26 protein-coding genes are annotated in these 26,742 nt (G+C 56.1%); 14 read left to right on the forward strand and 12 right to left on the reverse strand.

Translation table 11 applies throughout. The features are described from left to right. Positions 1-3: 3 nt before the first annotated feature. Positions 4-843 (reverse strand): DMT family transporter, encoded by an 840-nt coding sequence (locus B9Y90_RS03335; protein WP_085540274.1) that lies wholly within the window; start codon positions 841-843, stop codon positions 4-6. Positions 844-1,192: 349 nt separating this feature from the next. On the opposite strand from B9Y90_RS03335, the gene B9Y90_RS03340 reads away from it, so the two are divergent. The 9 genes from B9Y90_RS03340 (at position 1,193) to B9Y90_RS03380 (ending at position 9,656) form a co-directional block, all read left to right on the forward strand. Then, a complete protein-coding gene (locus B9Y90_RS03340; protein WP_085540200.1) occupies positions 1,193-1,474 on the forward strand; it encodes a hypothetical protein in 282 nt (93 codons plus the stop codon). 19 nt (positions 1,475-1,493) lie between these two features. Then, complete coding sequence (locus tag B9Y90_RS03345; protein ID WP_008458624.1) at positions 1,494-1,838, forward strand: carboxymuconolactone decarboxylase family protein; 345 nt, start codon at positions 1,494-1,496, stop codon at positions 1,836-1,838. Between the two features lie 53 nt (positions 1,839-1,891). Then, positions 1,892-2,908: an alcohol dehydrogenase catalytic domain-containing protein gene (locus tag B9Y90_RS03350; protein ID WP_085540201.1), complete on the forward strand. Its 1,017-nt coding sequence runs from the start codon at positions 1,892-1,894 to the stop codon at positions 2,906-2,908. 97 nt (positions 2,909-3,005) lie between these two features. After that, complete coding sequence (locus tag B9Y90_RS03355) at positions 3,006-5,558, forward strand: TonB-dependent receptor (protein WP_085540202.1); 2,553 nt, start codon at positions 3,006-3,008, stop codon at positions 5,556-5,558. 147 nt (positions 5,559-5,705) lie between these two features. Further along, positions 5,706-6,218: a sigma-70 family RNA polymerase sigma factor gene (locus B9Y90_RS03360; RefSeq protein ID WP_441302645.1), complete on the forward strand. Its 513-nt coding sequence runs from the start codon at positions 5,706-5,708 to the stop codon at positions 6,216-6,218. Continuing rightward, positions 6,215-7,204 (forward strand): FecR domain-containing protein, encoded by a 990-nt coding sequence (locus B9Y90_RS03365; protein ID WP_085540204.1) that lies wholly within the window; start codon positions 6,215-6,217, stop codon positions 7,202-7,204. The genes B9Y90_RS03360 and B9Y90_RS03365 overlap by 4 nt, the downstream gene beginning before the upstream one ends. 132 nt (positions 7,205-7,336) lie before the next feature. After that, positions 7,337-8,134: an energy transducer TonB gene (locus tag B9Y90_RS03370; protein WP_085540205.1), complete on the forward strand. Its 798-nt coding sequence runs from the start codon at positions 7,337-7,339 to the stop codon at positions 8,132-8,134. Between the two features lie 168 nt (positions 8,135-8,302). After that, on the forward strand, positions 8,303-8,821 hold the full coding sequence (locus B9Y90_RS03375) for a phosphoribosyltransferase (RefSeq protein WP_231560170.1): 519 nt from the start codon (positions 8,303-8,305) through the stop codon (positions 8,819-8,821). A 34-nt stretch (positions 8,822-8,855) separates the two neighbouring features. Continuing rightward, positions 8,856-9,656 (forward strand): HAD-IIB family hydrolase, encoded by an 801-nt coding sequence (locus B9Y90_RS03380; protein ID WP_085540206.1) that lies wholly within the window; start codon positions 8,856-8,858, stop codon positions 9,654-9,656. Between the two features lie 35 nt (positions 9,657-9,691). Here B9Y90_RS03380 and B9Y90_RS03385 read toward each other — a convergent pair whose 3' ends face one another. The 4 genes from B9Y90_RS03385 to B9Y90_RS03400 form a co-directional block, all read right to left on the reverse strand. After that, positions 9,692-10,456, reverse strand: a complete 765-nt coding sequence (locus tag B9Y90_RS03385; RefSeq protein WP_085540207.1) for a DeoR/GlpR family DNA-binding transcription regulator — start codon at positions 10,454-10,456, stop codon at positions 9,692-9,694. Between the two features lie 129 nt (positions 10,457-10,585). After that, the gene (gene tam / locus B9Y90_RS03390) at positions 10,586-11,341 is read right to left on the reverse strand and encodes a trans-aconitate 2-methyltransferase (protein WP_085540275.1); all 756 of its coding nucleotides are present in this window, start codon (positions 11,339-11,341) and stop codon (positions 10,586-10,588) included. Between the two features lie 90 nt (positions 11,342-11,431). Next, positions 11,432-12,619, reverse strand: a complete 1,188-nt coding sequence (locus tag B9Y90_RS03395) for an MFS transporter (protein WP_085540208.1) — start codon at positions 12,617-12,619, stop codon at positions 11,432-11,434. Then, entirely contained in the window at positions 12,620-13,120 is a 501-nt protein-coding gene (locus B9Y90_RS03400) for a GNAT family N-acetyltransferase (protein ID WP_085540209.1), read from the reverse strand. It lies immediately after the preceding gene. 102 nt (positions 13,121-13,222) lie between these two features. Between B9Y90_RS03400 and B9Y90_RS03405 the strand changes: the two genes are divergently transcribed. Next, positions 13,223-14,104: a LysR substrate-binding domain-containing protein gene (locus B9Y90_RS03405; RefSeq protein ID WP_085540210.1), complete on the forward strand. Its 882-nt coding sequence runs from the start codon at positions 13,223-13,225 to the stop codon at positions 14,102-14,104. Positions 14,105-14,119: 15 nt separating this feature from the next. Here B9Y90_RS03405 and B9Y90_RS03410 read toward each other — a convergent pair whose 3' ends face one another. Beyond that, positions 14,120-15,316, reverse strand: a complete 1,197-nt coding sequence (locus B9Y90_RS03410) for a BaiN/RdsA family NAD(P)/FAD-dependent oxidoreductase (RefSeq protein WP_085540211.1) — start codon at positions 15,314-15,316, stop codon at positions 14,120-14,122. Between the two features lie 229 nt (positions 15,317-15,545). Between B9Y90_RS03410 and pitA the strand changes: the two genes are divergently transcribed. Continuing rightward, complete coding sequence (gene pitA, locus B9Y90_RS03415; protein WP_039298603.1) at positions 15,546-17,042, forward strand: inorganic phosphate transporter PitA; 1,497 nt, start codon at positions 15,546-15,548, stop codon at positions 17,040-17,042. A 75-nt stretch (positions 17,043-17,117) separates the two neighbouring features. On the opposite strand, the gene uspB is transcribed toward pitA, so the two are convergent. Beyond that, on the reverse strand, positions 17,118-17,453 hold the full coding sequence (uspB, locus tag B9Y90_RS03420; protein ID WP_008458643.1) for a universal stress protein UspB: 336 nt from the start codon (positions 17,451-17,453) through the stop codon (positions 17,118-17,120). A 366-nt stretch (positions 17,454-17,819) separates the two neighbouring features. Here uspB and uspA point away from each other — a divergent pair, with 366 nt between their 5' ends. Beyond that, positions 17,820-18,257 carry a universal stress protein UspA gene (gene uspA, locus B9Y90_RS03425; protein WP_008458645.1) on the forward strand — a complete coding sequence of 146 codons (438 nt, stop codon included), beginning with the start codon at positions 17,820-17,822 and terminating at the stop codon, positions 18,255-18,257. Positions 18,258-18,414: 157 nt separating this feature from the next. Here uspA and B9Y90_RS03430 read toward each other — a convergent pair whose 3' ends face one another. The 4 genes from B9Y90_RS03430 to B9Y90_RS03445 all read right to left on the reverse strand — a co-directional run bounded on the left by B9Y90_RS03430 (position 18,415) and on the right by B9Y90_RS03445 (position 23,063). Next, on the reverse strand, positions 18,415-18,753 hold the full coding sequence (locus B9Y90_RS03430; RefSeq protein ID WP_085540212.1) for an endonuclease domain-containing protein: 339 nt from the start codon (positions 18,751-18,753) through the stop codon (positions 18,415-18,417). A gap of 81 nt (positions 18,754-18,834) precedes the next feature. Further along, positions 18,835-19,587: a 16S rRNA (guanine(1516)-N(2))-methyltransferase RsmJ gene (gene rsmJ, locus B9Y90_RS03435; protein ID WP_085540213.1), complete on the reverse strand. Its 753-nt coding sequence runs from the start codon at positions 19,585-19,587 to the stop codon at positions 18,835-18,837. An 8-nt stretch (positions 19,588-19,595) separates the two neighbouring features. Then, positions 19,596-21,638, reverse strand: a complete 2,043-nt coding sequence (gene prlC, locus B9Y90_RS03440; RefSeq protein WP_085540214.1) for an oligopeptidase A — start codon at positions 21,636-21,638, stop codon at positions 19,596-19,598. A gap of 153 nt (positions 21,639-21,791) precedes the next feature. After that, the gene (locus B9Y90_RS03445) at positions 21,792-23,063 is read right to left on the reverse strand and encodes an acid phosphatase (protein ID WP_085540215.1); all 1,272 of its coding nucleotides are present in this window, start codon (positions 23,061-23,063) and stop codon (positions 21,792-21,794) included. 195 nt (positions 23,064-23,258) lie between these two features. On the opposite strand from B9Y90_RS03445, the gene B9Y90_RS03450 reads away from it, so the two are divergent. Both B9Y90_RS03450 and gorA read left to right on the forward strand, forming a co-directional pair. Further along, the gene (locus B9Y90_RS03450; RefSeq protein ID WP_085540216.1) at positions 23,259-24,101 is read left to right on the forward strand and encodes a 23S rRNA (adenine(2030)-N(6))-methyltransferase RlmJ; all 843 of its coding nucleotides are present in this window, start codon (positions 23,259-23,261) and stop codon (positions 24,099-24,101) included. A 207-nt stretch (positions 24,102-24,308) separates the two neighbouring features. After that, positions 24,309-25,661 carry a glutathione-disulfide reductase gene (gorA, locus tag B9Y90_RS03455; protein ID WP_085540217.1) on the forward strand — a complete coding sequence of 451 codons (1,353 nt, stop codon included), beginning with the start codon at positions 24,309-24,311 and terminating at the stop codon, positions 25,659-25,661. 68 nt (positions 25,662-25,729) lie between these two features. Here gorA and B9Y90_RS03460 read toward each other — a convergent pair whose 3' ends face one another. Continuing rightward, a complete protein-coding gene (locus B9Y90_RS03460) occupies positions 25,730-26,623 on the reverse strand; it encodes a Kdo hydroxylase family protein (RefSeq protein WP_085540218.1) in 894 nt (297 codons plus the stop codon). Positions 26,624-26,742: the final 119 nt, after the last annotated feature.

The following is a 26,742-nucleotide window of genomic DNA, read 5'->3' on the forward strand; positions in this document are numbered from 1 at the left end:
TTTCTAGCGAGAAAAGCGCTTAGCGCCGAACACGCAAACCAGCACGCCAAGCATCACGGCGATCATCGATGTATGCACTTCTTCATGAAGCAGCAGCCCGGCAAGCAACAGGCCAAAGAAGGGCTGCAGCAATTGAAGCTGTCCGACAGCGGCAATCCCGCCCAGCGCCAGACCGCGATACCAGAAAATAAACCCTATCCACATGCTGAACAGCGACACGTAACCGAGCGCGAGCCATGCCTGAGGGCTGATGGCGGCTCCCGCAGCCGGAACGGTAAAAACAGCAGCCAGGGCGCTAAGCGGCAAAGAAATCACTAACGCCCACGAAATCACCTGCCAGTCGCCCAGCCGCCGGGTCAACACCGCACCTTCGGCATAACCCAGCCCGCACAGCGCAATAGCGCCCAGCATTAGCGCATCACCCTGCCAACTACTCGCTGCTCCGTGGCTCAAAGCAAAACCCGCCACCAGCGCAGCACCCGCCAGAGAAAACAGCCAAAAAGCTGCTTTTGGCCTTTCACCTCCACGCAGCACGCCAAAACAGGCGGTCGCCAGTGGCAGCAGGCCGATGTAGACCAGCGAGTGTGCCGAGGTTGTGTGCTGCAAAGCCAGGGCCGTCAGCAGCGGGAACCCCAGCACCACACCGACGGCCACCAGGCAAAGCGGCAACCAGTCTTCCCGCTGCGGCCTTGGCTGCCGCAAAATCAGCAGCGTTCCGGCCGCCAGCAGCGTCGCAAGCGTGGCCCGTATTGCCGTCAGAAAAAGAGGATCAAGCTCCAGCACCGCAACGCGCGTGGCAGGCAGCGAGCCGCTAAAAATAAGCATCCCCAAAAAGCCGCTGATCCAGCCTCGGTTTGCGGGTGAGCTGTCGGCTGATTTAGCGGCAACGTGCTTTTGTTGTGCATAACGGCTCCAGGCCTTCAAATTGGCTTTCCATTCTGCGCAATCGCCACCCGGCAAACAGATCCACAATGAACAAGAATCACCAGGCCAGCAAAAAAACCATCCACCAAAGAAGAAAATCTATCTCGCCAGTCAAGATTAAGTCATTTGTTAACCCTCAAGCTGATTCACATAATGCGCCAACACGGAGAGGCAAGCGGCAGCCTTTTTCTTCTTCGTTCTGCCGCCTGTTCCTCCTTCATTTCCGCTCGTGCAACGGCATGAGCCACACAAAAAGAGGCAGTGAACCATGGCTTATTTGCAAATCACCCTTGATATCAGTGCACAGAATCGCGCCGCAGCCGCGGGCGTTTACCAGCAGTACAAAGCAGCTTTCCTGACCACCATCGACGGTGCAGTCTCCAAAGAGCTGCTGATCCGCGAGCAGGACGTCCAGGTACTGCACGGCTTTAACACCGCCGCCCAGGCCGAAGCCTATCTGGGCTCTGAATTGTTTACCCGCGACGTGGTTGAAGCGCTGAAACCATTCCTGAATGCCGCCCCGGAAGTCCGCATTTATAGCGCGGCCTGAGATTAACTGAGAGGTTTGTATGTTGCTGAACTGGAATGAACATCGCGAAGAATTACTGGGTGTGGTGGGCGATTACGCGAAGCTGCAGCCAGAGTTTATGAAAGGGCTGATGAAGATGGACGCGGGCGCTTCCGCCATGGGCCACCTGGACGCCAAAACCCACGAGCTGATTGCGCTGGCGGTGGCGATCACCACCCGCTGCGACGGCTGCCTGTCGGTGCACGTTAAGGCCGCCGCAAAACACGGCGCAACCCGGGAAGAGATTGCCGAAGCGCTGGCGGTCGCCATTTCGCTGAACACGGGGGCGGCACTGACCTATACCGCTCACGCCCTGGACGCGTTCGACGCGCTGCCAAAAGCCTGAGCCTAAGCGGCATCCTTCCTGAGGGTGCCGTTTTTTTTCACCGGAGAAAGCAAATGACCTACAAAGCGATGCAGGCCAGCGGCAACGGCAGCCTGGAGCTTGTTGAACGCCCTATACCTGAACCTGGCGCAGGCGAAGTGCTGATAAAAATAGAAGCCTGCGGCATCTGTGGTGCTGACGGCGGCGTTATCGACGGCACGGAAAAAAACGTGGCTTACCCGCGTGTGCCGGGGCATGAAGTTGTCGGCACGCTGATGAAACTCGGCAGCGGCGTACCAGTTGGCCTGTGTGTTGGGCAGCGGGTTGGCGTGGGCAGACTTGGCGGGCACTGCAATGAATGCGATGCCTGCCGTCGCGGCGAGTTCACGCTTTGCAGCCATCAACCGGTCGTCGGCAGTTCGCAGGACGGTGGCTATGCCGAAATGATGCTGGCGAAAGCGACCGGCCTTGTGGCAATCCCGGATGCGCTAAGCGCAGTGGCCGCCGCGCCGCTGCTTTGTGCCGGAATAGCCACCTTTAACGCGGTGCGTAAATCAGGCGCTCAGCCCGGCGACAGCATCGCGATCCTCGGCATTGGCGGCTTAGGCCACCTGGCAGTGCAATATGCCGCCAAAATGGGCTTCCGGGTTATCGCCATCGGGCGCGGAGGCGATAAAGCACCTGCCGCGCTGGCGCTGGGTGCCAGCGATTATCTCGACAGCAGCCTGGGCAATCCTGCCGAAACGCTGAAAAAGCTCGGCGGCGTAAAAGCGATCGTCACCACGGTCACGGACAATGCTATCGCGTCCTCTCTGTTGCCCACCCTGCAACCCAAAGGCAAGCTGATGGTGCTCGGGGTCGGCCAGCAGCCGCTCATGCTCTCTCCGGGTATGCTGGTTGGCCGGGAGCTGTCCGTCGAAGGTTCGCTGACCGGCACGCCGTATGAAACCGAAAGCGCTCTGCGTTTTAGCCTGCTGAACAAAGTGCAGCCGATGACGGAAATTTTCCCGCTGGCGCAGGCCAACGAAGCATGGCAAAAAATGAAGTCCGGTAAGGCACGATTCCGCATAGTGCTGACGATGGAAAACTAGCAGCCAGTTTTTAATTTAAAAATTTTCTGCCTGATTTTCAGTCTCGCGTGACCTCTCTGAAGCAGTACTTCTTGTGACTCACCTTCAGGGATACATCATGACGATAAAAAATAACGGAAAGGCTACGGCCATTTCCGACGCGAGCCAACCTGCACAGCTCCCTCGCGCCCCGCTAGCGTCTGGCATCGCCTTATCCGGCCTGCTGGCGCTGGCCGCCGGTTTACCCACGTTTTCCTGGGCGGCAGAAGCCACCTCAGCCACCAGCCAGGCATTTTCCGTGCCTGCCGGGCCTTTGAGCGGCGCCCTGCAAACGCTGGCGAATGACGCCAACGTAATGCTGGTCTTCACCCCGGATCAAACGTCAAATAAAACGACCTCAGGTCTCAAAGGGACTTATTCCGTACAAAGCGCGTTTGATCATCTGCTGGCGGGCAGCGGCCTGAAAGCCGTGCGCGACGGCAATAGCTATCGGCTTGTTTCCCTGCCGGCAGCCTCCGGCGAGACCGCGCCGATTCTTGTGCCGGAGCTTTCCGTGCTCAGCGGCCTGGATGACAGCGTCGTGGCCGGGCGCTCAACGCTGAAAAAAGAGAATATCGAGCGCATTCAGGCCGATAACGTCGCCGCCCTGCTGGATAAGCTGCCGGGTGTCTCTTCCGCGGGTTCACCGCGTCCGGGCGGGCAAAGCCTGAATATCTGGGGCATGGGCGGCATGGAAGACATCAAAGTGACGCTGGACGGCGCGCCCAAAGGGTTTGAGAAGTACCGCCAGGGCTCGGTATTTATCGAACCAGAGCTCATCAAACAGATCGACGTCGATAAGGGTCCGTTTAACCTCGCCAACGGCAACGGTGGCTTCGGCGGCAGCATTAAAATCGTCACCAAAGACGCGGCCGACCTCTTACAGCCCGGTGAAAACTTTGGCGGTATGCTGAAGTACGGTTTCCACACCAACGACAACCAGAATATCTACAGCGGCGCGCTGTACGGCAGAACGCCGGAAGGCTTTGCCGACGGCATGCTCTACGCCAGCAAACGCGACGGCGGCAATATTACCCGCCCGGACGGCACGCACTTTGATTATTCCGCTAACCGGCAGGGGACCTGGCTTGCCAAAACCAATCTCTACCTGACCGACGCACAGACGCTGACGCTTTCAGCCATGCATTCGGAATCCACCGGCTGGCAGCCCTTCGCCGCCAAGCGGGACGACATCGCCGCCCCGAGCCAGGCGGATGTCGACAAATACGGATTAGACGAAGCCTGGCGCAGGAAGCTGGTGTACCGCAACCAGACCGACGAAAACTACTCCGTGAAGTGGAACCTGGCCCCAGCGGACATGCCCTGGCTGGATCTAACGCTGAACTACGCTTACTCCAAAACCAAGCAGCATGATACCCGCCCCGACTCCGCCGGGGCCTCCAGCTATTTGGGTTCGCTCGGCAATGAGAGCTGGGTGGATTACAAAGACAACCTCGTGGAAGTCAGCAACAAGAGCCGCTTCAGCACCGGGCCGGTGGATCACCTGCTGGAAATCGGCGCAAGCTGGCATAAAAACCAACGCGATGCGCTGATGTACTATCCGGGCTACAAGAAAAACGCCGCCTACAACTACGGCTACTTCCAGCCGTATTACATGCCCGCCGGGGAACAGCAAACGCGCGGCCTGTATCTGCAGGACAGCATGACGCTCGGCAGCGTTACCGTGACGCCGGGCGTGCGCTACGACAGCGTCACCAACACCGGCGAGGCAAACATCGCCCGGATGTACAACAGCAGCGATCCTAAAGTCGGCCATGACTACAGCAGCAAAAGCTATCACGGCTTTACGCCTGCACTTGGGCTGGTCTGGAAGGCCACGCCGAATGTATCGCTGTTTGCCGATGTGACCCGCACATGGCGAGCGCCGACCATTGATGAGCAGTACACCGTGCAGTACGCGCTGTCTAACGTGTCCGGCTCCAGCCGCGACCTGAAAGTGGAAACCATCAACAGCGTTCGCGGCGGGATGATCCTGAACTTCAACAATCTGCTGGCGGACGACGACAGCCTACAGATTCGCACCACGTTATTCCGCAACCGCGGCAAAGACGAAATCTTCTACCGACGCGGCGTGCTGTGCGAGGCACAGTCGGTGAAAAGTGGCGCTAACTGTGGTTCTCCGCTGTCGAACTACCGCAACCTGCCGGGTTACACCATTCAGGGCCTGGAGATTGAATCGTTTTACGACAGCCGCCGTATCTTCGGCAGCTTCTCCTTCTCCACCATCCGTGGGCAGCGTGACGCTTCCCCGCGCGACCCGTGGGGCAACCAAACCTGGATCGCAGAAATTCCTCCGGTCACCGCCCACACCACGCTGGGCGTAAAAGCCCCGGAGTGGAACATGACGTTCGGCTGGACCATGGACATGGTGCGTAAACAGGACCGCTCCCCGCAGGATGGCGACCCGTTAGCGGGCATCTGGGCGCTGCCAAAAACCAGCGGCTACGCGCTGCAGGGCCTGTTTGCCTCCTGGCAGCCGGAGCAGGTGAAAGGCATGGAAGCCCGCATTGCCGTCGACAACTTGTTTAACACCGACTACTACCCGTACCTGGGTGAATCCGTGTCCGGTATTGGCCGCAACATCAAACTGAGTATTTCGCAGAAGTTCTAATGTGTTACCCGCAGCGTCAGCTCTGGCGCTGCTTTCTCGTTGCCCGCAAAAATACATAAATACTTCGCAATCTCTTGACATAAAAATATAGAAATGAAAATAATAATGATTATCATTTAAATATTTATCACGCCCTGATACCGATCAATGGTGAGTCACATCATGTCCCGTTCCCAACAGGTTGCGCAGCAGCTTTACTGCGATCATCAGCGCTGGCTTTACCACTGGCTTCGCAATAAAGTCGGCTGCCCGGAACAGGCGCAGGATCTGACTCAGGACACCTTTATTAATATTCTGGTCAGCCCCGACCTGGCCTCCATTCGCCAGCCACGCCCTTTTCTTGCCACGGTCGCCAGACGGCTGATTGCCAACCATTATCGCCGCAAGAAAATCGAAGAGGCCTGGCTGGAGGCGCTGGCCAGTCAGCCAGAGATGGAACACCCTTCCCCTGAAACCCGGCTGTTGATTCTGGAAGTGCTGGAACAGATTGATGCGGCGCTGGACGGCCTGCCGCCGCAGGTGCGGGAAGCCTTTTTGCTGGCCCACCTGCAGGGGATGCGCTATAGCGATATCGCCGAGCGCCTGCGCGTTTCCAGCAGCTCCGTGAAGCAGTATCTTCAGCGCGCCAACCTGCACTGTTTCTTCGCGCTCAGCTCATGACCTCCCATCCTTTTATTGATCAAAACGGGCAAGCAATCGACCGGGAGAGCGCCTACGCCGCTGCCTCATGGCTGACGCTGATGATGTCGGACGACGTTAGCGAGCAGGATAAAATCAACTGGCAAAAATGGCTGGCGGCAAGCGCCGAAAATCAGCGCGCATGGCAGCACGTTGAGGCCGTTTGCGCCAGCTTCCGGCAGGTTGACGGCAAACTGGCGCGGCAAAGCCTCTCTTCATTAAAAAACAGCGGCAGGCGTCGGGCGCTAAAAGGATTAGGCGCTCTGCTGCTGGTCGGTGGCTCGCTGGAATGGGGACGACAGCAGCACGGCTGGGAAACGTTCACCGCCGATTACCGCACCGGGACGGGCGAGCAGCGGCAGGTTGAACTCAGCGAAGGCAGCCGCCTGCTGCTGGACACCCAAACGGCGCTGAACGTGCACTTTACCGGGCAACAGCGCCAGATTGAGCTGCTCGGCGGCGACCTGCTGATTACTACCGGGCAGCAGGAAAAGCTGGCGGCATGGCCCCGGCCTTTTAGCGTGACGACGCCACACGGCAAAGTGCTCGCACTGGGCACCCAATTCCGGGTGAAGCTGGAGCCGGGGCTTACCCGCGTGGCGGTTTACCACGGCGCAGTCCGACTTTATCCGCGCAGCTCAGGCCTCGCCGGGCTACAGCTCGCGGCGGGCCAGGGCGCATGGCTCAGCGGGGCTGAATCCGGGGGACTGCACGGCGGTGAAAAAGAGCCTGGCTGGGTACATGGCAAGCTGCTGGCCGACAATATGCCGCTGGGCGATTTTCTGCGGGAAGTTAACCGCTACCGCCCCGGCGTCCTGCGCTGTGACGAGGATATTGCGGCCCTGCGGCTGTCCGGCGTTTTCCCGCTGGCGGATACTGACCAGATTCTGGCTGCGTTACCCCGCGTCCTGCCCGTCAGAATAAATACGCTATCTCGTTACTGGGTCAGCCTTTCACGCAGTGAATAATGCTTCGTGACAGGGTAATCCATGTCAGTTGTCTCGTTATTCATGTCAGCCTGCCCGTTTGGGCGTTTCACGTGTCCTCTCTCTTATCCCCACTGAAACAACAGCCTTAACCCGGCTGCGGAGTATTTTGTCATGCCTTCTACCCTGCCGATGAGACAGCCTTTTCCTGCCTGGTCCGACGGCCTGCCTCCCTCACGCCGCAGCATCGGGCTGGTGCTGGCGCTTTTGCTGCACGCGGGCGTTTTTCTCTGGCTAACCCACCGGCCCACGCAGGAGCAACCGGCCACCGCGCCGCCGCCCATTGCGCTGATGATCCTCCCGACAGACGATCCGGCCTCTGTCGCCACGCCAGCTAAGCAGCCCGATAAGATCAAACAGATCCAGTCGGCGGCACCTCAGGAGAAGGCCGAGTCGAAAGAGGAGGTGAAAAGCGTGGAAGCCCCGAACCCGGAGATCGTTGTGGCTAAAAAAATGCGCCATAAGGTCATCGCCAAACCTCAGCCGGTTAAGCCGCACGATGCGGAAGTGCAGCCAGCCCCTGCGCCACCTGCACCCGAAACCCACGCCCCGGCCAGCCACCCGCAGCAAAGCGCCGGCAGGGCAGGAAGCAGCGCGGTGAGTGCCCCCAGCCCAGGCGAAGTGAACTGGGTCGGGCTACTGCGTCAGCGGCTCGACCGCTTCAAACATTACCCGGCTCAGGCTTTGCGCCAGCAGGCCCAGGGCGTGGTTTACCTGAGCCTGACGCTGAACCGGGACGGCCAGGTCCTCAGCGTAGCGCTGGCAAAAAGCAGCGGCACGCCAGCGCTGGATCGCGAAGCCCTTGCCCTGCCGACTCGCGCGGTTCCGCTGCCCGCCCCCACGGACGATATCGCCCCAGGCCAGCCGCAAATCACCCTCACGCTGCCAATCCGATTCGATCTCCGCCAGTAAATCCCTTTGCTCAATGCTCGGTAATGCAGTATTGAGCATACCCTGCCTGCACGATCGTTTTAGATCACAAAAAATACGCTGTCATCACGCTAACATTGCACAATCGAGCATTAGATCTTATTTTAATCGAGCAACAACGAGCAATAACACTTTAGCGAGGATGCAGCAGTGAGAAACAATCATGTAGGACACATCGTGATGAATGAGTCGACGATTGCCGATGGCGTCACCAAAGTCGCCCGGCAATTGAATAGTCGCTATCACGAAGCGGTGGTAATCACGGTCGTGCCCGGTGGGATCCTGTTTACCGCCGACCTGGTCAGGCAGCTCACCTTCGATATTTCAATGGACTATATTTCCTGCCCGCACACGCCCGGCGACAGACATAACAGCTCCACTATCGTTTATCACGACAATATTGGCATCAGGGGGAAGGACGTTATCCTGGTGGATGACGCCATTGAGTCCGGCGGTACCATGAAGCGGCTGGTCGAGCATTTAATCGAACATTACGCCCCGAAATCCCTTTCCATCGCCACCTTATTTGTGAAGCCAGGCCGCGTAGAGATCCCCGTCGAGCAATGTTATGCCTACATCATGGACAACGACGATCTGCTCATTGGCTACGGCATGCCGTGGCAAAACAAGTACCGCAACCTGCCCTTCGTTTCAAAACTAAAAATATAAACGCCTACAGAACACTTACCGATGGGATAACAACATGATAAAGCTAATTATTACCGACCTGGATGGCACTTTTCTCAATAGTCACGGCGACTATGACCGTGAATTATTTGCCCAGACTCACCGCTTAATGGCGGAACAAGGCGTCCATTTTGCCGCCTGTACCGGCAAGCAGTGCCAGCGGGTAGAAGAGCTGTTCGCCGATTATCGTGAAGACTTATGGATCATCGGCGACAGCGCCACGCGCATCAAAAGGAACGGCGAATATGTCTACGAGTCGCTGATCGGGAATGCGCTGGGATTACGCATTATCGACACGCTGGAGGCCGCCAGCGACAGCCACGTGATTGTTGCCTGCAGCAGCGAAAGCGCGTTTGTTCGCAAAGACGTGCCGCAGCGGCTGCAGGACAAAATGCGCCAGTCCTACGCCAGCCTGGCGCAGGTGGACTCTTTTGCCGAACTCGAGTGTGATTTCGTGAAGATAAGCGTCTATGACGAAGCCGGAAACTGCCCGCAGACTCGCCCGGTACTCAGCTCATTTGAGCAGGATGTCTACATCGTGGTGTCCGAAGCGGCGTGGATAGATATTGCGGATTACGGCGTCCATAAAGGGACAACGGTGCAAAGGCTCCAGCAGTTACTGAACGTCAGCCCGGCGGAAACTCTCGCCTTTGGCGACGGGTATAACGATCTGGAGCTGCTGGCCCAGGCGGAATATAGCTTCGCGATGCGTAATGCGTTTGAAGAGACCAAGGCCGCTGCCCGATTTATTACCGGCAGCAATGATGAAAGTGCAGTCCAGCACACGATCAAAAGCCTGCTGGTGCTGCAAAAATAAGGTTGAAGCAGGGCGGCCTACACGCCGCCCTTTCGCTAGCCCGCGATTTCAATCCGCAGGTTAACGCCGCCGAAATCGGCAATTTTGGTTTCGGCGCTGACCACCGCAATATCTATATCTTCGCAGGGCGCCACTTTATAGCGCGCCACCTGGGACATCTTGTTGGCCGTCACGGCGGCGATCACCTCGTTGCTCTGGCTCAGCACTTCCCGCTTAAAACAGGCGTCTTCGTAATACACCGCACTCAGGCCAGCCTGCGGATCCAGCCCGCACACGCCGATAAAGGTCTGGTCGAAAACCATGCCGCGCAGCTGATTGACCGTGTCGGAACCCAGCGTGCTGCCGGTCAGCGGGTTCACTTTGCCGCCCAACAGAATCAACTCGCCACGCGTGCGCCCGCTCAGCGCCGCAGCAATCTGCGGGGAATTGGTGACAATGGTGAGATCCAGCTCTTCAGAAATAAATTCCACCATCGCCAGATAGGTTGAACCAGCGTCGAGAAACACGCAGGTATTGGCTTTGATCATCCCGGCACACTTCCGCGCCACCTGGGACTTCTCAACCACATCCTGTGACACGCGGGTTTCAAAGCTGGCAGACTGCTGAAACTGGCTGATGGCACCGCCGTAGACCTTTTTGCACAGGCCTCGACGCGCCAACTCCTGCAGATCCCGGCGGATAGTGTGCTCGGACACGCCCAGCTTCCGCGCCACATCGGCCCCGATCACCCTGCCCGTTTCAGTCAGGATCTGGTGGATCATCGCCTGGCGCTGTTCAGGCAATGCGTCATAATCTGTCACGTTTAGCCCTCAAATAGCTGCAATAGTGCATAACATATCACAATCTATCATTCCGGCACGCAAGACGGGATTGCCCAGAGGAGAAAAGAGAGGGACGACTACCTCTGCAATATTAATTAAAACATTGTCTTATTTTTTTCTCGCCACAATAAATAGGCGAGGAAATGCCATGACTCTATTTCCATCCGCTTGTGCGGGATAATGTTCATTAAGAAGGAAGCTATACCTTTCGAGGAAACGCTCTCTTTGCTGGCTGGTTAACGCCTGCAAATAAAGCCGCATGCCGCTGCCCGATCGCCAGTCAACTATCGCCTGAATGGATGGCATGACATGAAAGTATGTGGTCCGCCAGATATCAACTTCACAACCTGAATTGGTTAAAAGATCATAATATTCATTGATTGTCAGCAACGCTTCGCGGTCTGAATCGGCGCAATCAAATTCAGCCGCAACTTGCCGCATAAGGGTATGCGTAGGCTCTCCCCAGTTATCTGGCATTTGTACGGCCAATACGCCTTCTTCGCTCAACTGCTGCACAAGATGTGGAAAAACATGCTGATGATTGGGTATCCATTGCATAGACGCATTGGCGAATATAACATCTTGTTTATTAGCAGGTTGCCATGTTGCGATATCCGCATTTTCAAACTGACAAGCGGGGAGGTTTTCCCGCGCTCTGGCTAACATTTCTGGCGAATTGTCCAGCCCTGTTATTTCCGCTTCAGGTGCCAATGCATAGAGTAATGCCGTTGAGTTTCCTGGGCCACAGCCAATATCGGTATACGTTTTAGCTAGCGGATGATTAATTCTGGCTAATAATTCCATCGCCGGCCTTGTGCGTTCATTCTCAAACTTTAAATACAGCGCTGGATTCCAGTCTTTCAAACTTTCCATTTCACACCTCGTTTCAATGTTACTAGTACATGCCAATGAATAGAAAACAGGTTCGAACAGCCGGTTAGAATTAGCCTGATATCAAGCTAAGCGATACTTTGATTTTTCTTTTAATTTAAGAACGATAGCGGCTATGCAAGCAATAACGCCACCTACCCCAGGGACAGCATAGGCGAGCCACCAACTGTGACTGGCATCCATCACCACACCAAATAACAGGGGAGAAAAAGAACCACAGCCAAAACCGAGCAAAGAACGAACGCCCATTATTTTTCCCAGTTTTTCAGCCGGGACGTTATCAGCAATAGCCGCAGACAAGACGCCAGAATCCCCCAGGATAAAAAAGCTGCCGAGAAAGGCAAAGCCAATTGACCACATCATTCCCCATGAAACCGATATCCCCATAAACAATGAACCAACTGCTCCTGCTGCGCCCATAAAAATCAGCACCGATGTACGATTAAAATAATCTGATAGTGAGCCGACTATTAAGGTTGAAAGCATGCCGGATAAATGAACCGTAAAAGCAATGATTAACCCGGTCGTTACCGGATTAAAACTTTCATTCTTCAGTACATGAGCGAGCATACTTGGCGTCCATGCCCAGGCCCCTAATAACTCCCAACTATGCGCTATATAGCCCACCAATAAGAGCAAAGCAGCCCAGGTAAAGCTGTGCTTTTGAGCATCCTTTTTTGCAGGGATCTTTCTGAGTAGTTCTTCTTTATAATTTGATAATGCTAAAGCACCGAGTGCCGCCCCAACTAATACACCAAGCGTACAGAGATAAAAAGCAAATGACGCATTTTTATAGGCCGCGCCCCAGGAGGAAATAAAAAGCGAAAGAAGATAACCAAAGGAACCGGCGGTCAAAATCAGCCCCACCGAATAACCTCTTTTATCCGGGCGACTCATCTTTATGGCTAATAGCATCGCGGGGGTATAAGCGCCACCCTGCGTTAATCCAACCAATGTCATGATGAAAGCCGCAGAAAGGTATGAATGCGCTGCGTAGGCAAAAAGAAACAACGCTCCCGCCGCCAGCCACGAGAACACTAAATAGACCTTTTTCGCACCGAGATAATCACACAGCCATGACGCTGCAAATAAGCCTACCGCATTCGAAATGTTAAATACCGTCTGGATAGCACCCGCCGATGATGCATCGAGATGCCACTCAGCACGAATAATCGGCAGCGCACCGGCAAAAGCCATGGTGCCAAAACTGGCGCCGACACGGGCCACACAAAGCGTGAAGAACGGCTTCACTTATATTTCCTTTTGGAAAAAGTGCGTATCTATAAGCGAATCAAATTTATTCCCTACATTTTTCAAGCTACCGCAATAAGCAAATCCATTATTTTTATGGAATTTGTATGAGGGACTGTCTATTTCACCCGTGACCACTGCGATCATTTGTTTGAACCCTGCTGCCCGGCAGCGATCAAAAAGAGCGTTTAACAGCGTTACGCCCAGCCCGATTCCCTGAAAATCAGAAGCGATATAGATAGAGCCCTCAACGGTATAGCGGTAACCTTCACGCAGCCGATAAAGCGACGCATAGGCAAACCCCGCAGCCTGGTTGTCTACTTCACAAACAAGAAATGGGCAACGTGTGTCGCAGGCTTTTTTTAATCTGGCAGACATCTCGTCATGTCCGGGCACTTGAATTTCAAATGTCACCGTAGAATGCAAAACATAATGCGAGTAAATTTTAATAATATTATTTATATCAGCCAATTCAGCCGATCTTATATTTGTACTTAACATTTTTTACTAACCGGGAATGGGTTTTGTTTGATGTTAAAGAGTGACGTGTATCTCTGACAAACGATCTTTTCGCCACCATTAGGTTGAGCTAAACTCAACCTAATGAAAAAACCACTCTCTCTTCCTCATCTACCGGCCTTCGAGGCCGCTGCCCGCAGAAACAGTTTTAGCGCAGCGGCAGATGAGCTGTTCATCACGACCGGTGCCGTGAGCCGCCATATAAGAAGCCTTGAAGATCAGCTGGGCACGCCCTTATTTTTCCGGGCTCATAAATCAGTCAGGCTGACGGAGGCAGGAGAAGCCTTTTCCAGGGTAGCAACCCGGTTATTAACTGAACTTTCTGAGGCCGAAAAAAAGTTAAGCGCTATAGCGCCTTCAGCCCGACTAACCGTGCAGTGCCTGCCGACATTCGCCATGCACTGGCTAATGCCTCGCCTGACGGATTTCAATGAATTGCATCCAGAACTCACCGTAGACGTCACTACAAGTATCGGGCCCGTGAATCTCTCCGTTCCTTTTGATATCGCCATACGCAGAAACCCGGCGCATTTTGCAGGTCTTAAAGCTCAGCCATTTCTCAACGAAACCAGCCTGCTCGTCTGCAGCACAGAGTATTTGCGAACCCGGCCATTACCCGCTCCGGAAAGGTTAGAAGGTCATGTAAAACTGGCCATCAGGGCGCGGGAAGATTTGTGGAAAAGCTGGCAAGACGCGTTTTCTGACAGCCAGGACACCGTGTCCAACGTCATTACGCTTGACCACACCTTTGCCGCGATCCAGGCGGCTGAAGACGGGTTAGGGCTGGCGGTGATCCCTTCGCTTTTTTGCGCAAAACATCTCAACTCCGGGAGACTGATTTCGCCGTTTGGCGATCGGATGATCAATACCGGCTCTTATTCACTGCTTTGGCACGGCAGGCATGATGAGGCAGTAAAAAAATTTACCGACTGGCTGTGCTCTTTTGAAACACAGCAGACGACTTAAACGACAGTATTTGGCTCAGTCACCTTCAACCAGCGCCTGCGCGCACGCCCAGGCAGAACTCCAGGCCCACTGGAAGTTATAGCCGCCCAGCCAGCCGCTGACGTCCATCACTTCGCCGATAAAATAGAGGCCCGGGGATTTTTTGGCTTCCATGGTGCGGGAAGAGAGTTCGTTGGTATCCACGCCGCCGAGAGTCACTTCCGCCGTGCGGTAGCCTTCGGTGCCGTTCGGCTGCACGCGCCAGGCTTGCAGGGTGTCAACCAGCTCGCTTTGCTGGCGGCTGTTAAGCTGCTTCAGCGTGACGTCCGGGATTTGCTGCAGCTGCTGCAGGCACTCAACCAGGCGTTTCGGCAGCACCATCGCCAGCGTGTTTTTCAGGCTCTGATTTGGGTGTGCGTTACGCTGCTCGTGGATAAAACCGTCCAGATCGGTGTCCGGCAGCAGGTTGACGCTGACAAATTCGCCCGGCTGCCAGTAGCTGGAAAGCTGCAGCACAGCGGGGCCAGAAAGGCCGCGATGGGTAAATAGCAGGCTTTCGCGGAAGCTGACGCCGTTTTCTGCGGTGATGACGGACGGCACCGAGACGCCGGACAGTACCTGCAGCTGTTCGAGCAATGGTTTATGCAGCGTGAACGGCACCAGGCCCGCACGGGTCGGCAGCACTTTCAGGCCAAACTGTTCGGCGACTTTATAGCCGAACGGGGTCGCCCCCAGCCCAGGCATCGACAGGCCGCCGCTGGCGATAACTAGTTTCGCGCCCTGCACGCTGCCGCCGTTTAGCTGCAGGGTGCAACCTTGTTCGTCCCGCTCAATGCCGAGCACTTCGCTGCGCAGGCGCATCGTTACTTTGCCTTTCTCGCATTCGGCCACCAGCATATCGACCACCTGCTGGGCGGAATCGTCGCAGAACAGCTGCCCGAGGGTTTTCTCGTGCCAGGCGATGCCGTGCTTGCCCACCATGTCGATAAAGTCCCATTGGGTGTAGCGCGCGAGGGCAGATTTGCAGAAATGCGGGTTTTGGCTCAGATACGCCGCAGGCTCGACATAAAGATTGGTAAAGTTGCAGCGCCCGCCGCCGGACATCAGGATTTTACGGCCCGGTTTTTTCCCATTATCAATCAGCAATACGCGGCTGCCCGCCTGCCCGGCAACCGCCGCACAAAACATTCCTGCTGCACCCGCACCTATAATAATGGCATCAAACTTTTCCACGACCGACTCCCGACTATGCTTAAGGCAACGGATTGTAAAGACCTGAGGCTGGTCGCACCAGCTTTAAGGTGAATAACAAATGCAGGTGATTGATAAACAAAATGTAAATCATTCCACCTGTGCGCCAGATGGCGACTAAAATCAAAAAAAGTCCAGATTTCACTTTGCCGCGGTGGAGGTTGTCTTACATAATGCGCCGCGTTCATGTCCTCAAAATGGCGTAACGTCTATGCTACATTTGTTTGCCGGCCTGGATCTTCATACCGGGCTTTTACTTTTGCTTGCTCTGGCATTTGTGCTGTTCTACGAAGCCATTAATGGTTTCCACGATACGGCCAACGCAGTAGCAACGGTAATTTATACCCGCGCTATGCGATCGCAACTTGCGGTGGCAATGGCTGCGTTGTTTAACTTCTTCGGCGTTCTGCTCGGTGGGCTGAGCGTAGCCTATGCCATTGTGCATATGCTGCCTACAGATCTGCTGTTAAACGTAGGGTCTTCTCATGGTCTCGCCATGGTGTTCTCTATGTTACTGGCCGCTATTATCTGGAACCTCGGCACCTGGTATTTTGGTCTGCCGGCCTCCAGCTCCCATACGCTTATCGGTGCCATCATCGGTATCGGTTTGACCAACGCGCTGCTGACCGGCACCTCGGTTGTCGACGCGCTGAATATCCCGAAAGTGATTGGGATCTTCGCTTCCTTAATTCTGTCCCCGATTGTCGGGCTGGTGATTGCCGGTGGGTTGATTTTCCTGCTGCGCCGTTACTGGAGCAACACCAAGAAAAAGCAGCGTATTCACCTGACGCCTGCGGAACGTGAAAAGCAAGACGGTAAGAAAAAGCCGCCTTTCTGGACGCGTATCGCGCTGATCCTGTCCGCTATCGGCGTGAGTTTCTCTCACGGCGCTAACGACGGACAGAAAGGTATCGGTCTGATTATGCTGGTACTGATTGGCGTCGCACCGGCGGGCTTCGTGGTTAACATGAATGCTTCCGGCTACGAAATCACCCGTACCCGTGACGCGGTAAACAACGTCGAAACTTTCTTCCAGCAACGTCCTGACCTGCTGAAGAAAGCCACCGGCACGGAACAGCTGATCCCTTCTCCAGAAGCGGGCGCGACTGAACCGGCTCAGTTCCACTGCCACCCGGCCAACGCGATTAATGCGCTGGACCGCGCGAAGCTAATGCTGACCGACATCGAAAGCTACGACAAACTCACCATCGAGCAACGTAGCCAGCTGCGTCGCATCATGCTGTGCATCTCCGATACCACCGATAAAGTGGTGAAGCTGCCGGAAGTGAGCGCCGACGACCAGCGCCTGCTGAAGAAACTGAAAGGCGACATGCTTAGCACCATCGAGTACGCGCCGGTCTGGATTATTCTGGCGGTGGCTCTGGCTCTTGGTCTGGGTACAATGATCGGCTGGCGTCGCGTGGCGACCACCATCGGTGAGAAGATCGGTAAGAAAGGCATGACCTATGCACAAGGGATGTCCGCGCAGATGACGGCCGCCGTTTCTATCGGTCTGGCAAGCTACACCGGGATGCCGGTTTCCACCACCCACGTACTCTCTTCCTCCGTGGCAGGGACAATGATCGTGGACGGCGGCGGCCTGCAGCGTAAGACGGTAACCAATATCCTGATGGCCTGGATATTCACTTTGCCGGCTTCGATTCTGCTTTCCGGTGGGCTGTACTGGATTGCGCTGCGCTTCGTGTAAGCCGCAGCCAAAGAAAAAGCGGGTCAGGAAACTGGCCCGCTTTTTTTATGCTTGTCCATAACGCTGCCCTACAAACTAGTGCCAGATAATTAATCCAATCAGGCTAATCACCACCAGACCACACAGCGAACTCGTCAGAATAAACTGGCGGCGCAGGCGCTCACAGCGGCGAATAAACTCCTCATCATGATGATCGACATAGCGCTGGCCGTAAATGTAACGCACCAGCCTGACCTGCTTGCTGGGTTGACCATGTGAGGTGAAAAAACCGCCGCCATCAACGTATTGATACAGCAGTGGATCGCACCCGCGCAGCACCACCAGTAACGCGCGCAGTGAAGAGTAATAGCGCGCCATATTCACCACACAAACTACACAAAGCGCCCAGAACAGCGCGACGGTGCTGATCATGTACCCCTCCCGGCGAAGCCCTCGAAGCCTTTGCTTCGGGACAACCGCTCTCCCCGAAAACCCTGTCAGACAATCCTGCAACGAATAACCGATACAGGTCACAGATCTCTTCCCGCCCGGCTCATTTAATAGTGTAGGAGATCCCTTAATTTTTTTACCACCGCGTTAATCTTTATCAAAGTGGCCGCATTCATTTTTCGCTTGAATGTGATTAAGGGATGGCGCATTGTCGGGCTGAAGAAGGTTCGATAAAAGCGAAATACCATCTACAATTGAAGTCTTTAGATCGGGTGACCGTAGCTCATGCCGCTACGGTTTAAAAGATGACGGCGAGAGTCATCGATAACTTATGGAAGGAGTAACATTATGGCTTACAAACACATTCTGATCGCGGTTGACCTCTCCCCTGAGAGTAAAGTCCTGGTAGAAAAAGCCGTCTCAATGGCTCGGCCTTACAACGCGAAAGTTTCCCTGATTCATGTCGATGTGAATTACTCCGATCTGTATACCGGGCTGATTGATGTCAATCTGGGCGATATGCAGAAACGCATTTCCGAAGAGACTCACCACGCGCTCACCGAGCTGTCTACCGGGGCAGGTTACCCGATTACCGAAACCCTGAGCGGCAGCGGCGATCTGGGCCAGGTGCTGGTCGATGCCATTAAAAAATACGATATGGATTTAGTGGTTTGTGGTCACCACCAGGATTTCTGGAGCAAGCTGATGTCCTCTGCGCGCCAGCTAATCAATACCGTGCATGTGGATATGCTGATTGTTCCGCTGCGTGATGAAGAAGACGAGTAACATTTTCCCCTCACCCTGACCCTCTCCCCAAAGGGGAGAGGGGACTGAATTGCGGTAAGCATTAACCCCTCATCCTGGCCCACTCCCCAGCGACTGAATAGAGCACAATCCTTTGATTTTCCCCCTCTCCCTTCCAGGGAGAGGGTCGGGGTGAGGGTCACAGCTCACTCAGATCCTGCAAAATCACCGTCAACACCCCCTCCAGATTCTCCCGCAGCTCGTTATTCCAGAATCGCCTCACCCGCCACCCTTGCTCATTCAGATACTTCGTTCTTCGTTCATCATAGCCCCTTTGCATCTCATGCTGCCCACCGTCCAGCTCGATCACCAGGTGAGCAGCGCAGCAGGCAAAGTCCACGATATAAAGTCCAATCGGATGCTGCCGCCGAAACTTATACGTGGCAAAACGCCTGCTGCGGAGTTGATACCACAGCAAGTTCTCTTCGGGAGTCATCTGGCGCCTGAGCTGGCGGGCATAACGTCGGATCGGCTGCATGGCCTACAACATGCCAATGCAGCCGTAAAGTGGCGAGGGGAAGCAATCTCTTCTGCGAGGTACTTTCCAGCGTTTTAGTAATTACTCCGGCGTCCCGGCATAAATATCAAACCGATGCCCTTTGGTCACCACCGCATTCTGCGTGGCGACGTCGGCCAGCGGCGGCGCGTAGTCCGGGCGCTTCACAACCACCCTTTTCTTAGCGAGCGCTCTGGCCGGGGCAAGCAGTCCGTCCGCATCCTCATCCGGCCCCACCAAAGACTGGAAAACACGCATCTCTTTCTTCACCAGCGCGCTCTTTTGTTTATGGGGGAACATCGGGTCGAGATACACCACATCCGGCCTCGGCGTAATATCGCTGAGTGCCGTCAGGCTTGAGGCATGAATGAGCTGTAATCGCTCCTGCAGCCAGCCGCCGATTTCCGGGTCTTCGTAACCACGGCGCAGGCCGTCATCGAGCAGCGCGGCAACCACCGGATTGCGCTCCAGCATTCGCACGCGGCAGCCTACGGACGCCAACACAAAGGCATCTCGCCCTAACCCGGCCGTCGCGTCGACCACATCCGGCAGATAGCTACCCTTCACGCCCACGGCTTTTGCTACCGCTTCACCACGCCCACCGCCAAACTTACGGCGGTGCGCCATCGCGCCAGAGGCAAAATCGACGAAAATGCCGCCCAATTTTGGCTCGTCGCGTTTGCGTAGCTCCAGCCTTTCAGGCGTCAGCACCAGCGCCATCAGCGCCTCTTCATCATGCTCGAGCTGCCAGCGCTCGCTCAAAACAGATAAGGCGCCGGAGTCGGCGCCTGCTTCAGTCAGTAAACAGATTTTCACGTGGTGGCTTAACCCTGAATACCGTAGTGATCCAGCATCGCGTCCAGCTGCGGCTCACGCCCGCGGAAGCGTTTGAACAGTTCCATCGGCTCTTCCGAACCGCCACGGGTCAGGATGTTGTCGAGGAACGACTGACCCGTTTCACGGTTGAAAATGCCCTCTTCTTCGAAGCGAGAGAAGGCATCTGCCGCCAGCACGTCGGCCCACAGATAGCTGTAGTAGCCCGCCGCGTAACCGCCGGCAAAGATGTGGCTGAAGGCGTGCGGGAAGCGGCCCCAGCTCGGCCCCGGCACCACGGCAACCTGTTTCTTAATTTCGGCCAGCGTCTGCAGCACTTTCGCGCCCTGCTCCGGGTTGAATTCCGCATGCAGGCGGAAGTCGAACAGGCCGAACTCCAGCTGGCGCAGGATAAACAGCGCCGCCTGGTAGTTCTTCGCGGCCAGCATTTTTTCCAGCAGCTCGACAGGCAGAGATTCGCCGGTTTCGTAGTGGCCGGAGATAAACGCCAGCGCTTCCGGCTCCCAGCACCAATTTTCCATAAACTGGCTCGGCAGCTCGACCGCATCCCACGGCACGCCGTTGATACCGGACACGCCTGCGGTTTCGATTTTGGTCAGCATATGATGCAGACCGTGACCGAACTCATGGAACAGGGTGATCACTTCATCGTGAGTAAACAGCGCAGGTTTGCCGTTCACCGGGCGGTTGAAGTTACAGGTCAGATAGGCCACCGGTTTTTGCAGCGAGCCATCGGCACGGCGCATTTTGCCCACACAGTCATCCATCCACGCCCCGCCGCGTTTGTGTTCGCGAGCGTAAAGGTCAAGATAGAAGCTGCCGCGCAGCTCGCCCTGGTCGTCATACAGCTCGAAGAAGCGCACGTCCGGGTGCCAGACGTCGATATCTTTTCGCTCTTTCGCGGTGATGCCGTAGATACGCTTCACGACTTCGAACAGGCCATTTACCGCGCGCTCTTCAGGGAAGTACGGGCGCAGCTGTTCGTCGCTGATGCTGTAGAGATGCTGTTTCTGTTTTTCGCTGTACCAGGTAATGTCCCACGGCTCCAGCTCTTCCACACCGTAATGCTCTTTCGCATAGGCGCGCAGCTGAGCCAGCTCGGCTTCACCCTGTGGGCGGGCGCGTTTTGCCAGATCGGACAGGAACTCCAGCACTTGCTGCGGGTTTTCCGCCATTTTGGTGGCCAGAGATTTTTCCGCGTAGTTGCCAAAGCCCAGCAGCTGAGCCAGCTCGTGGCGCAGCGCCAGAATCTCTTCCATCACCGGGGTGTTATCCCACTTCCCGGCGTTCGGCCCCTGGTCAGAAGCCCGCGTAGAATAGGCGCGGTACATCTCTTCGCGCAGCGCACGGTTGTCGCAGTAAGTCAGCACCGGCAGGTAGCTCGGGATATCCAGCGTCAGCAGCCAGCCGTCCTGCTCTTTGGCTTCCGCCTGAGCGCGCGCTGCCGCTAAGGCGCTTTCCGGCATTCCGGCAAGCTCGGCTTCATCGGTAATCAGTTTGCTCCAGCCCATAGTGGCATCGAGCACGTTGTTGCTGTAGGTGGACCCCAGCTCGGACAGGCGAGCGGAGATCTCCCCGTAGCGCTGCTGTTTGTCTTTTGGCAAACCAATCCCGGACAGCTCGAAGTCACGCAGGGCGTTATCCACCGCTTTCTTCTCGGCGACGCTCAAGTTGGCGTAGTTCGCACCGTCGCGCAGATTGCTGTAGGCGTTATACAGGCCTTCGTGCTGGCCAACCCAGGTGCTGTATTCGGACAGCAGCGGCAGCGTTTGCTCATAGGCTTCGCGCAGCTCCGGGCTGTTCTGTACCGAGTTCAGATGGCTGACCGGGGAGAACAGGCGGCCCAGGCGATCGTCCACTTCTGCCAGCGGCTGAACCAGGTTCTGCCAGCTATAAGGCGCGCCCTGCGCAACCACGCTTTCCACCGCCGCACGGCAGTCGTCCAGCGCTTTAGTCACAGCGGGAACAACATGCTCCGGTTTGATGGCGGAAAACGGCGGCAGCTCAAAAGAGGTCAGTAAAGGATTGGTCATAAGCGCGTTCCTGATTAAAAGGGAGAGAGAAGCGCTCAAGCGGCGCTTTGTGCATGGAGTCTAGCATGGGGTCAAGTGTAGCGAATTTCAATCCCGGACATTGCGCTGAGCTAGCCGGGAAAAGGGGCAGCAGGCGCTGCCCCGGGCGGTCAATCAGTGGGATTTCGCGGCCATTGCGTAGGCCGCTGGCAGGTTCAGGCGCTGCCAGAACTGCTGGTCTGCCGTCGTGCCGGACAGCGGGTAGCCCGCAGGCAGCGCGGTTTTCACCATCAGGTCGCGGCGCTGGGCGGCGGAAAGCTTAGGCAGCGCGGCTTCCAGCAGAACTTCCGCCCCTTGCGGCACTTTCAGGGCTTGCTTCTCGCCCTTCTGCTGCGGCAGGTCGTAAGTCATGGTGAAGCGGTAAAGTTCTTTCATCGCCGGGGCGCGGTAAGGATCGTCTTTCGCGGAAGATTTCGCACATTCAGCCAAAGAGGTGCCGCACTCTTTTTCCAGCGCGGTACGCAGCTGATCGCGGGCTTCGTTAAACAACACGCGGTATTTCGGGTCGTTCAGGTAGTTGGCGACATTGCGCTGCGCCACCATACGGGAGCCCATCACATCCAGCGGGTAATGCACGCCCAGCACAATGCGCGAGTAACCGTAGCGCGCGCCACGCTCAACCAGGGGTTCAAAGCGCTCCGGCACCATCTCGGCCATCAGCAGCGCGTCGGTGTAACCGGTGTTGGTGTGGCCACTTGGGAAGGAGCCGCCGTCTGCGGTGTACGGTTTGTTATCTTTAATCACCACATCATCCGGCACGAGGTGAATGGTGTTGCCCTGGATCAGGAACGGACGCGGGTTATTGAAGTGCTTCTTCGCCGCGCTGGTGCTGACTTCGGAGGCTTTAATCAGCGCTGCGGCTTTACTCAGCTCGCCTTTATCGTAGGCGGCCAGGAAGGCTTTCCCCAGGCGCGGCCCCATGGCGTCGCTCAGGAAGTAGAGGTGGTTGATGCCCTCGGCATCCGCCAGCGCCTGATGGCGCGAAGTCTGTACGGCATTCAGGTTGATGTTGGTGACCGTTTCAAGGTTCTGCTTAATCACCGAATCCGGCAGCTTGCTGAACGCGGAAAGCAGCTCAATACCCGCCTTCTGGTTGGCTTTAGTCTGGAAGTCATAGCCGCTTGCTTTCAGCCAGGCTGTATCCGCCAGCTTTTTGCTTTGCTTCGCTTTATCTAACTGATCGCGGGTCAGTTTATCCGCATCGCCTTTCAGGGCATTGCGCAGCGCCGCCAGGGACTGCATCTCAAGATCATCAAACGCCTGGCTGCTGTTTGCCGGGGTCACGCTATTGGCTATCGCCGCGGCCTGCGGAAGAGACACATCCTTAGCCAGCGCGGGCAGAGATACGGCTAACGCAGCGGCCAGCATAGAAATACGAAGTTTCATTATTTTTCCTTTTATTCAAACGATTACCTTGCCTGGCAGCGACGCTATCCTGGTAATTTGACGTTTTTATGACACCGTTATGTTTTGAAACGCTTTCTCCCCGACTGAAACAGCCTCGCGCCCGGGCGGTAATCCGCCGCAATCTGCGGTAAACTGTGGGAAATTTGTTTTCTTATTCGTGGAACACCATCCCTCATGCTCAGCTATCGCCACAGCTTTCACGCCGGTAACCATGCCGACGTACTGAAACACACCGTTCAAAGCCTGATTATTGAATCGCTTAAAGAGAAGGAGAAACCGTTTCTCTATCTCGACACTCACGCAGGCGCCGGGCGTTACCAGCTGAGCAGCGAGCATGCGGAGCGCACCGGCGAGTATCTGGAAGGTATCGCGCGCATCTGGCAGCAGGACGATTTGCCTGCCGAGCTGGAAGCCTATATCGGCGCGGTGCAGCATCTGAACCGCAGCGGCAACCTGCGTTATTACCCAGGCTCCCCGCTGATTGCCCGCCACCTGCTGCGCGAGCAGGACAGCCTGCAGCTGACCGAGCTGCATCCGTCCGACTTCCCGCTGCTGCGTTCGGAGTTCCAGAAGGACGATCGCGCCCGCGTTGAGCGCGCCGACGGTTACCAGCAGTTGAAAGCGAAGCTGCCGCCGGTTTCCCGCCGTGGGCTGATTCTCATCGACCCACCGTATGAGATCAAAACCGACTACCAGGACGTGGTGAAAGGGATCGCCGAAGGCTATAAGCGTTTTGCGACAGGCACCTACGCGCTGTGGTACCCGGTGGTGCTGCGTCAGCAAATAAAACGCATGATCCGCGACCTGGAAGAGACCGGCATCCGCCGCATCCTGCAGATCGAGCTGGCGGTTCGCCCGGACAGCGATCAGCGCGGCATGACGGCCTCCGGCATGATCGTGATTAACCCGCCGTGGAAGCTGGAACAGCAGATGGCGAACGTCCTGCCGTGGCTGCACAAAAAGCTGGTGCCAACGGGGACCGGCTCCACCACGTTGAGCTGGATTGTGCCTGAATAAGAAAGCTAGCCACTAGATAATTCGAGTTGCGGCCAGGCGGCAAGGGAGTGAATCCCCAGGAGCTTACTAAAGTAAGTGACTGGGGTTCAGGAGTGCAGCCAACACCGCTGCAGCTTGAAGTATGACGTGGCTATTACAACAATTGGTAGAACCTTTATCCCGGCGCGCTACAATCGCGCCTAATTTTCGACTCAAAAGGGAAACATCATGACCAAACATTATGACTACCTCGCTATTGGCGGCGGCAGCGGCGGTATCGCCTCGATTAACCGTGCGGCAATGTATGGGCAGAAATGCGCACTGATTGAGGCGAAAGATCTGGGCGGCACCTGCGTGAACGTCGGCTGCGTGCCTAAAAAAGTCATGTGGCACGCGGCGCAGATCGCCGAAGCGATCCACAACTACGGCCCGGACTACGGCTTTGACACCACGCTGAACCACTTCGACTGGGACAAGCTGATCGCCAGCCGCACCGCCTATATCGACCGTATTCATACCTCTTACGACAACGTACTGGGCAAGAATAAGGTGGACGTGATTCGCGGCTTTGCGAAGTTCGTGGATGCCCACACCGTGGAAGTTAACGGCGAAACCATCACCGCAGACCATATTCTGATCGCTACCGGCGGCCGCCCAAGCCACCCGAACATCCCTGGCGCTGAGTACGGCATCGACTCCGACGGCTTCTTCGAGCTGCCGGGCCTGCCAAAACGCGTGGCGGTTGTTGGCGCGGGCTACATCGCGGTGGAAATCGCGGGCGTGATCAACGCTCTGGGTTCAGAAACGCACCTCTTCGTGCGCAAACACGCGCCGCTGCGTACCTTTGACCCGCTGATCGTTGAAACGCTGCTGGAAGTCATCGAAGCAGAAGGCCCAACCCTGCACACCAACGCGATTCCAAAGGCGGTAGTGAAAAATGCAGACGGCAGCCTGACGCTGGAGCTGGAAGACGGCCGGGCGGAAACCGTCGACACCCTGATTTGGGCGATTGGCCGCGAACCGGCTAACGACAACTTCAACCTGCAGGTGACCGGTGTTGAGCTGGACGCCAAAGGCTACATCAAGGTTGATAAGTTCCAGAACACCAGCGTGCCGGGGATTTATGCCGTGGGTGATAACACCGGTGCGGTTGAGCTGACCCCAGTGGCGGTTGCCGCCGGTCGTCGCCTGTCCGAGCGCCTGTTTAACAACAAGCCGGACGAGCATCTGGACTACAGCAACGTGCCGACCGTGGTGTTCAGCCACCCGCCAATCGGTACAGTTGGCCTGACTGAACCGCAGGCGCGCGAGCAGTACGGCGACGATAACGTGAAGGTCTACAAATCCTCTTTCACCGCCATGTACACCGCCGTGACCTCTCACCGCCAGCCATGCCGCATGAAGCTGGTCTGTGCTGGCCCGGACGAGAAAATCGTCGGCATCCACGGCATTGGCTTCGGCATGGATGAAATCCTGCAGGGCTTCGCCGTGGCGCTGAAAATGGGCGCAACCAAGAAAGACTTCGACAACACCGTGGCGATTCACCCGACCGCAGCGGAAGAGTTTGTCACTATGCGTTAATCCCTCTCGGGATAGACCAAAAAGGCCAGAGGTAACTCTGGCCTTTTTTTTATTGGCTGCTCAACGTGTTATATCAGCGGCTTATGCAACAACTCTTCCAGCACCTTCAGTGGGGAATGCTGCGGATTCTGCATCGAATCCACCGGCAACAGGAAAGTTTGCTCCAGCATAAATTGCCCGCCCATGGCGGCATGCGGCGTCTGGTCAGAGAAACAAATCCAGCTGCTGCCCGGCGGAAAGTCGATGGCGACCTGCGGCCCCTGCTTTTGGTAGCCCGCATCGGCCTTCATCGCGTCGTGCATTTGCAGCATCAGGTGGTCGTAGTAACTGCGGCGGCTTTTAGTGATGCCGACGGCGTTCTGCAGCCAGCTGCTTACCGGGGAATAGCTTTTCAGCCGCGGGAGGAAACGCTCGGCCAGCGTCGGGAAGGCTTCGCCCACTCGCCAGCTACGGCTTTCACCGGCCGGATTGATGTTGGTGAAAATACGCAGAATGCGCTCGCCGTAGTTAGGCCGGGACGGGAACGCATCTACGTGCAAGCGGCTGTCGTCTTTACGCCAGGACGTGTTTTGCGTCCACTGCTTAACGGGATGCAGACGCAGGCTGTTGGTCGGCGAATGCAGCACCTGCTGGTATTCGGGTAGAAGAGTGGCAATCAGCTGCAGGCAGGATTCGTAATGGCGTTTTAACAATGCGCGAACTTCTGGTTCCTGTTCAACAACGGCCACGCCGGTCAGCTTATCCTTTAGCGGCTGGTAGCTGATGTTTTTACGTTTCGGATCCACGACAGCCGGGTTAAGCAGCGCTGTTTCCTGTTCGGTCAGCACAAATGCCAGTTGGGGAAGAAAGATAACTTTGCCCTGCTCCAGGTCGCCCACAACGGATTCTGCCGCTGTATTGCCCCATTGAGAAAGCGGATGAGTCAGGGCCGCGGTATCAAGAGTGATGTTTAGATCTGACATATTGATGTCCTTGCCACTGCTCCGGACAATACTTTTAACAGATAAATCTCCGGAACATTTTTATTTTTTGAAAGACGAATAGAAGCACGCCGCCGGAAGACCGCGAATGCATACCTGAA

Origin of the sequence: Cedecea sp. NFIX57, assembly GCF_900177785.1 — a bacterium.
GTDB lineage: Bacteria > Pseudomonadota > Gammaproteobacteria > Enterobacterales > Enterobacteriaceae > Cedecea > Cedecea neteri_C.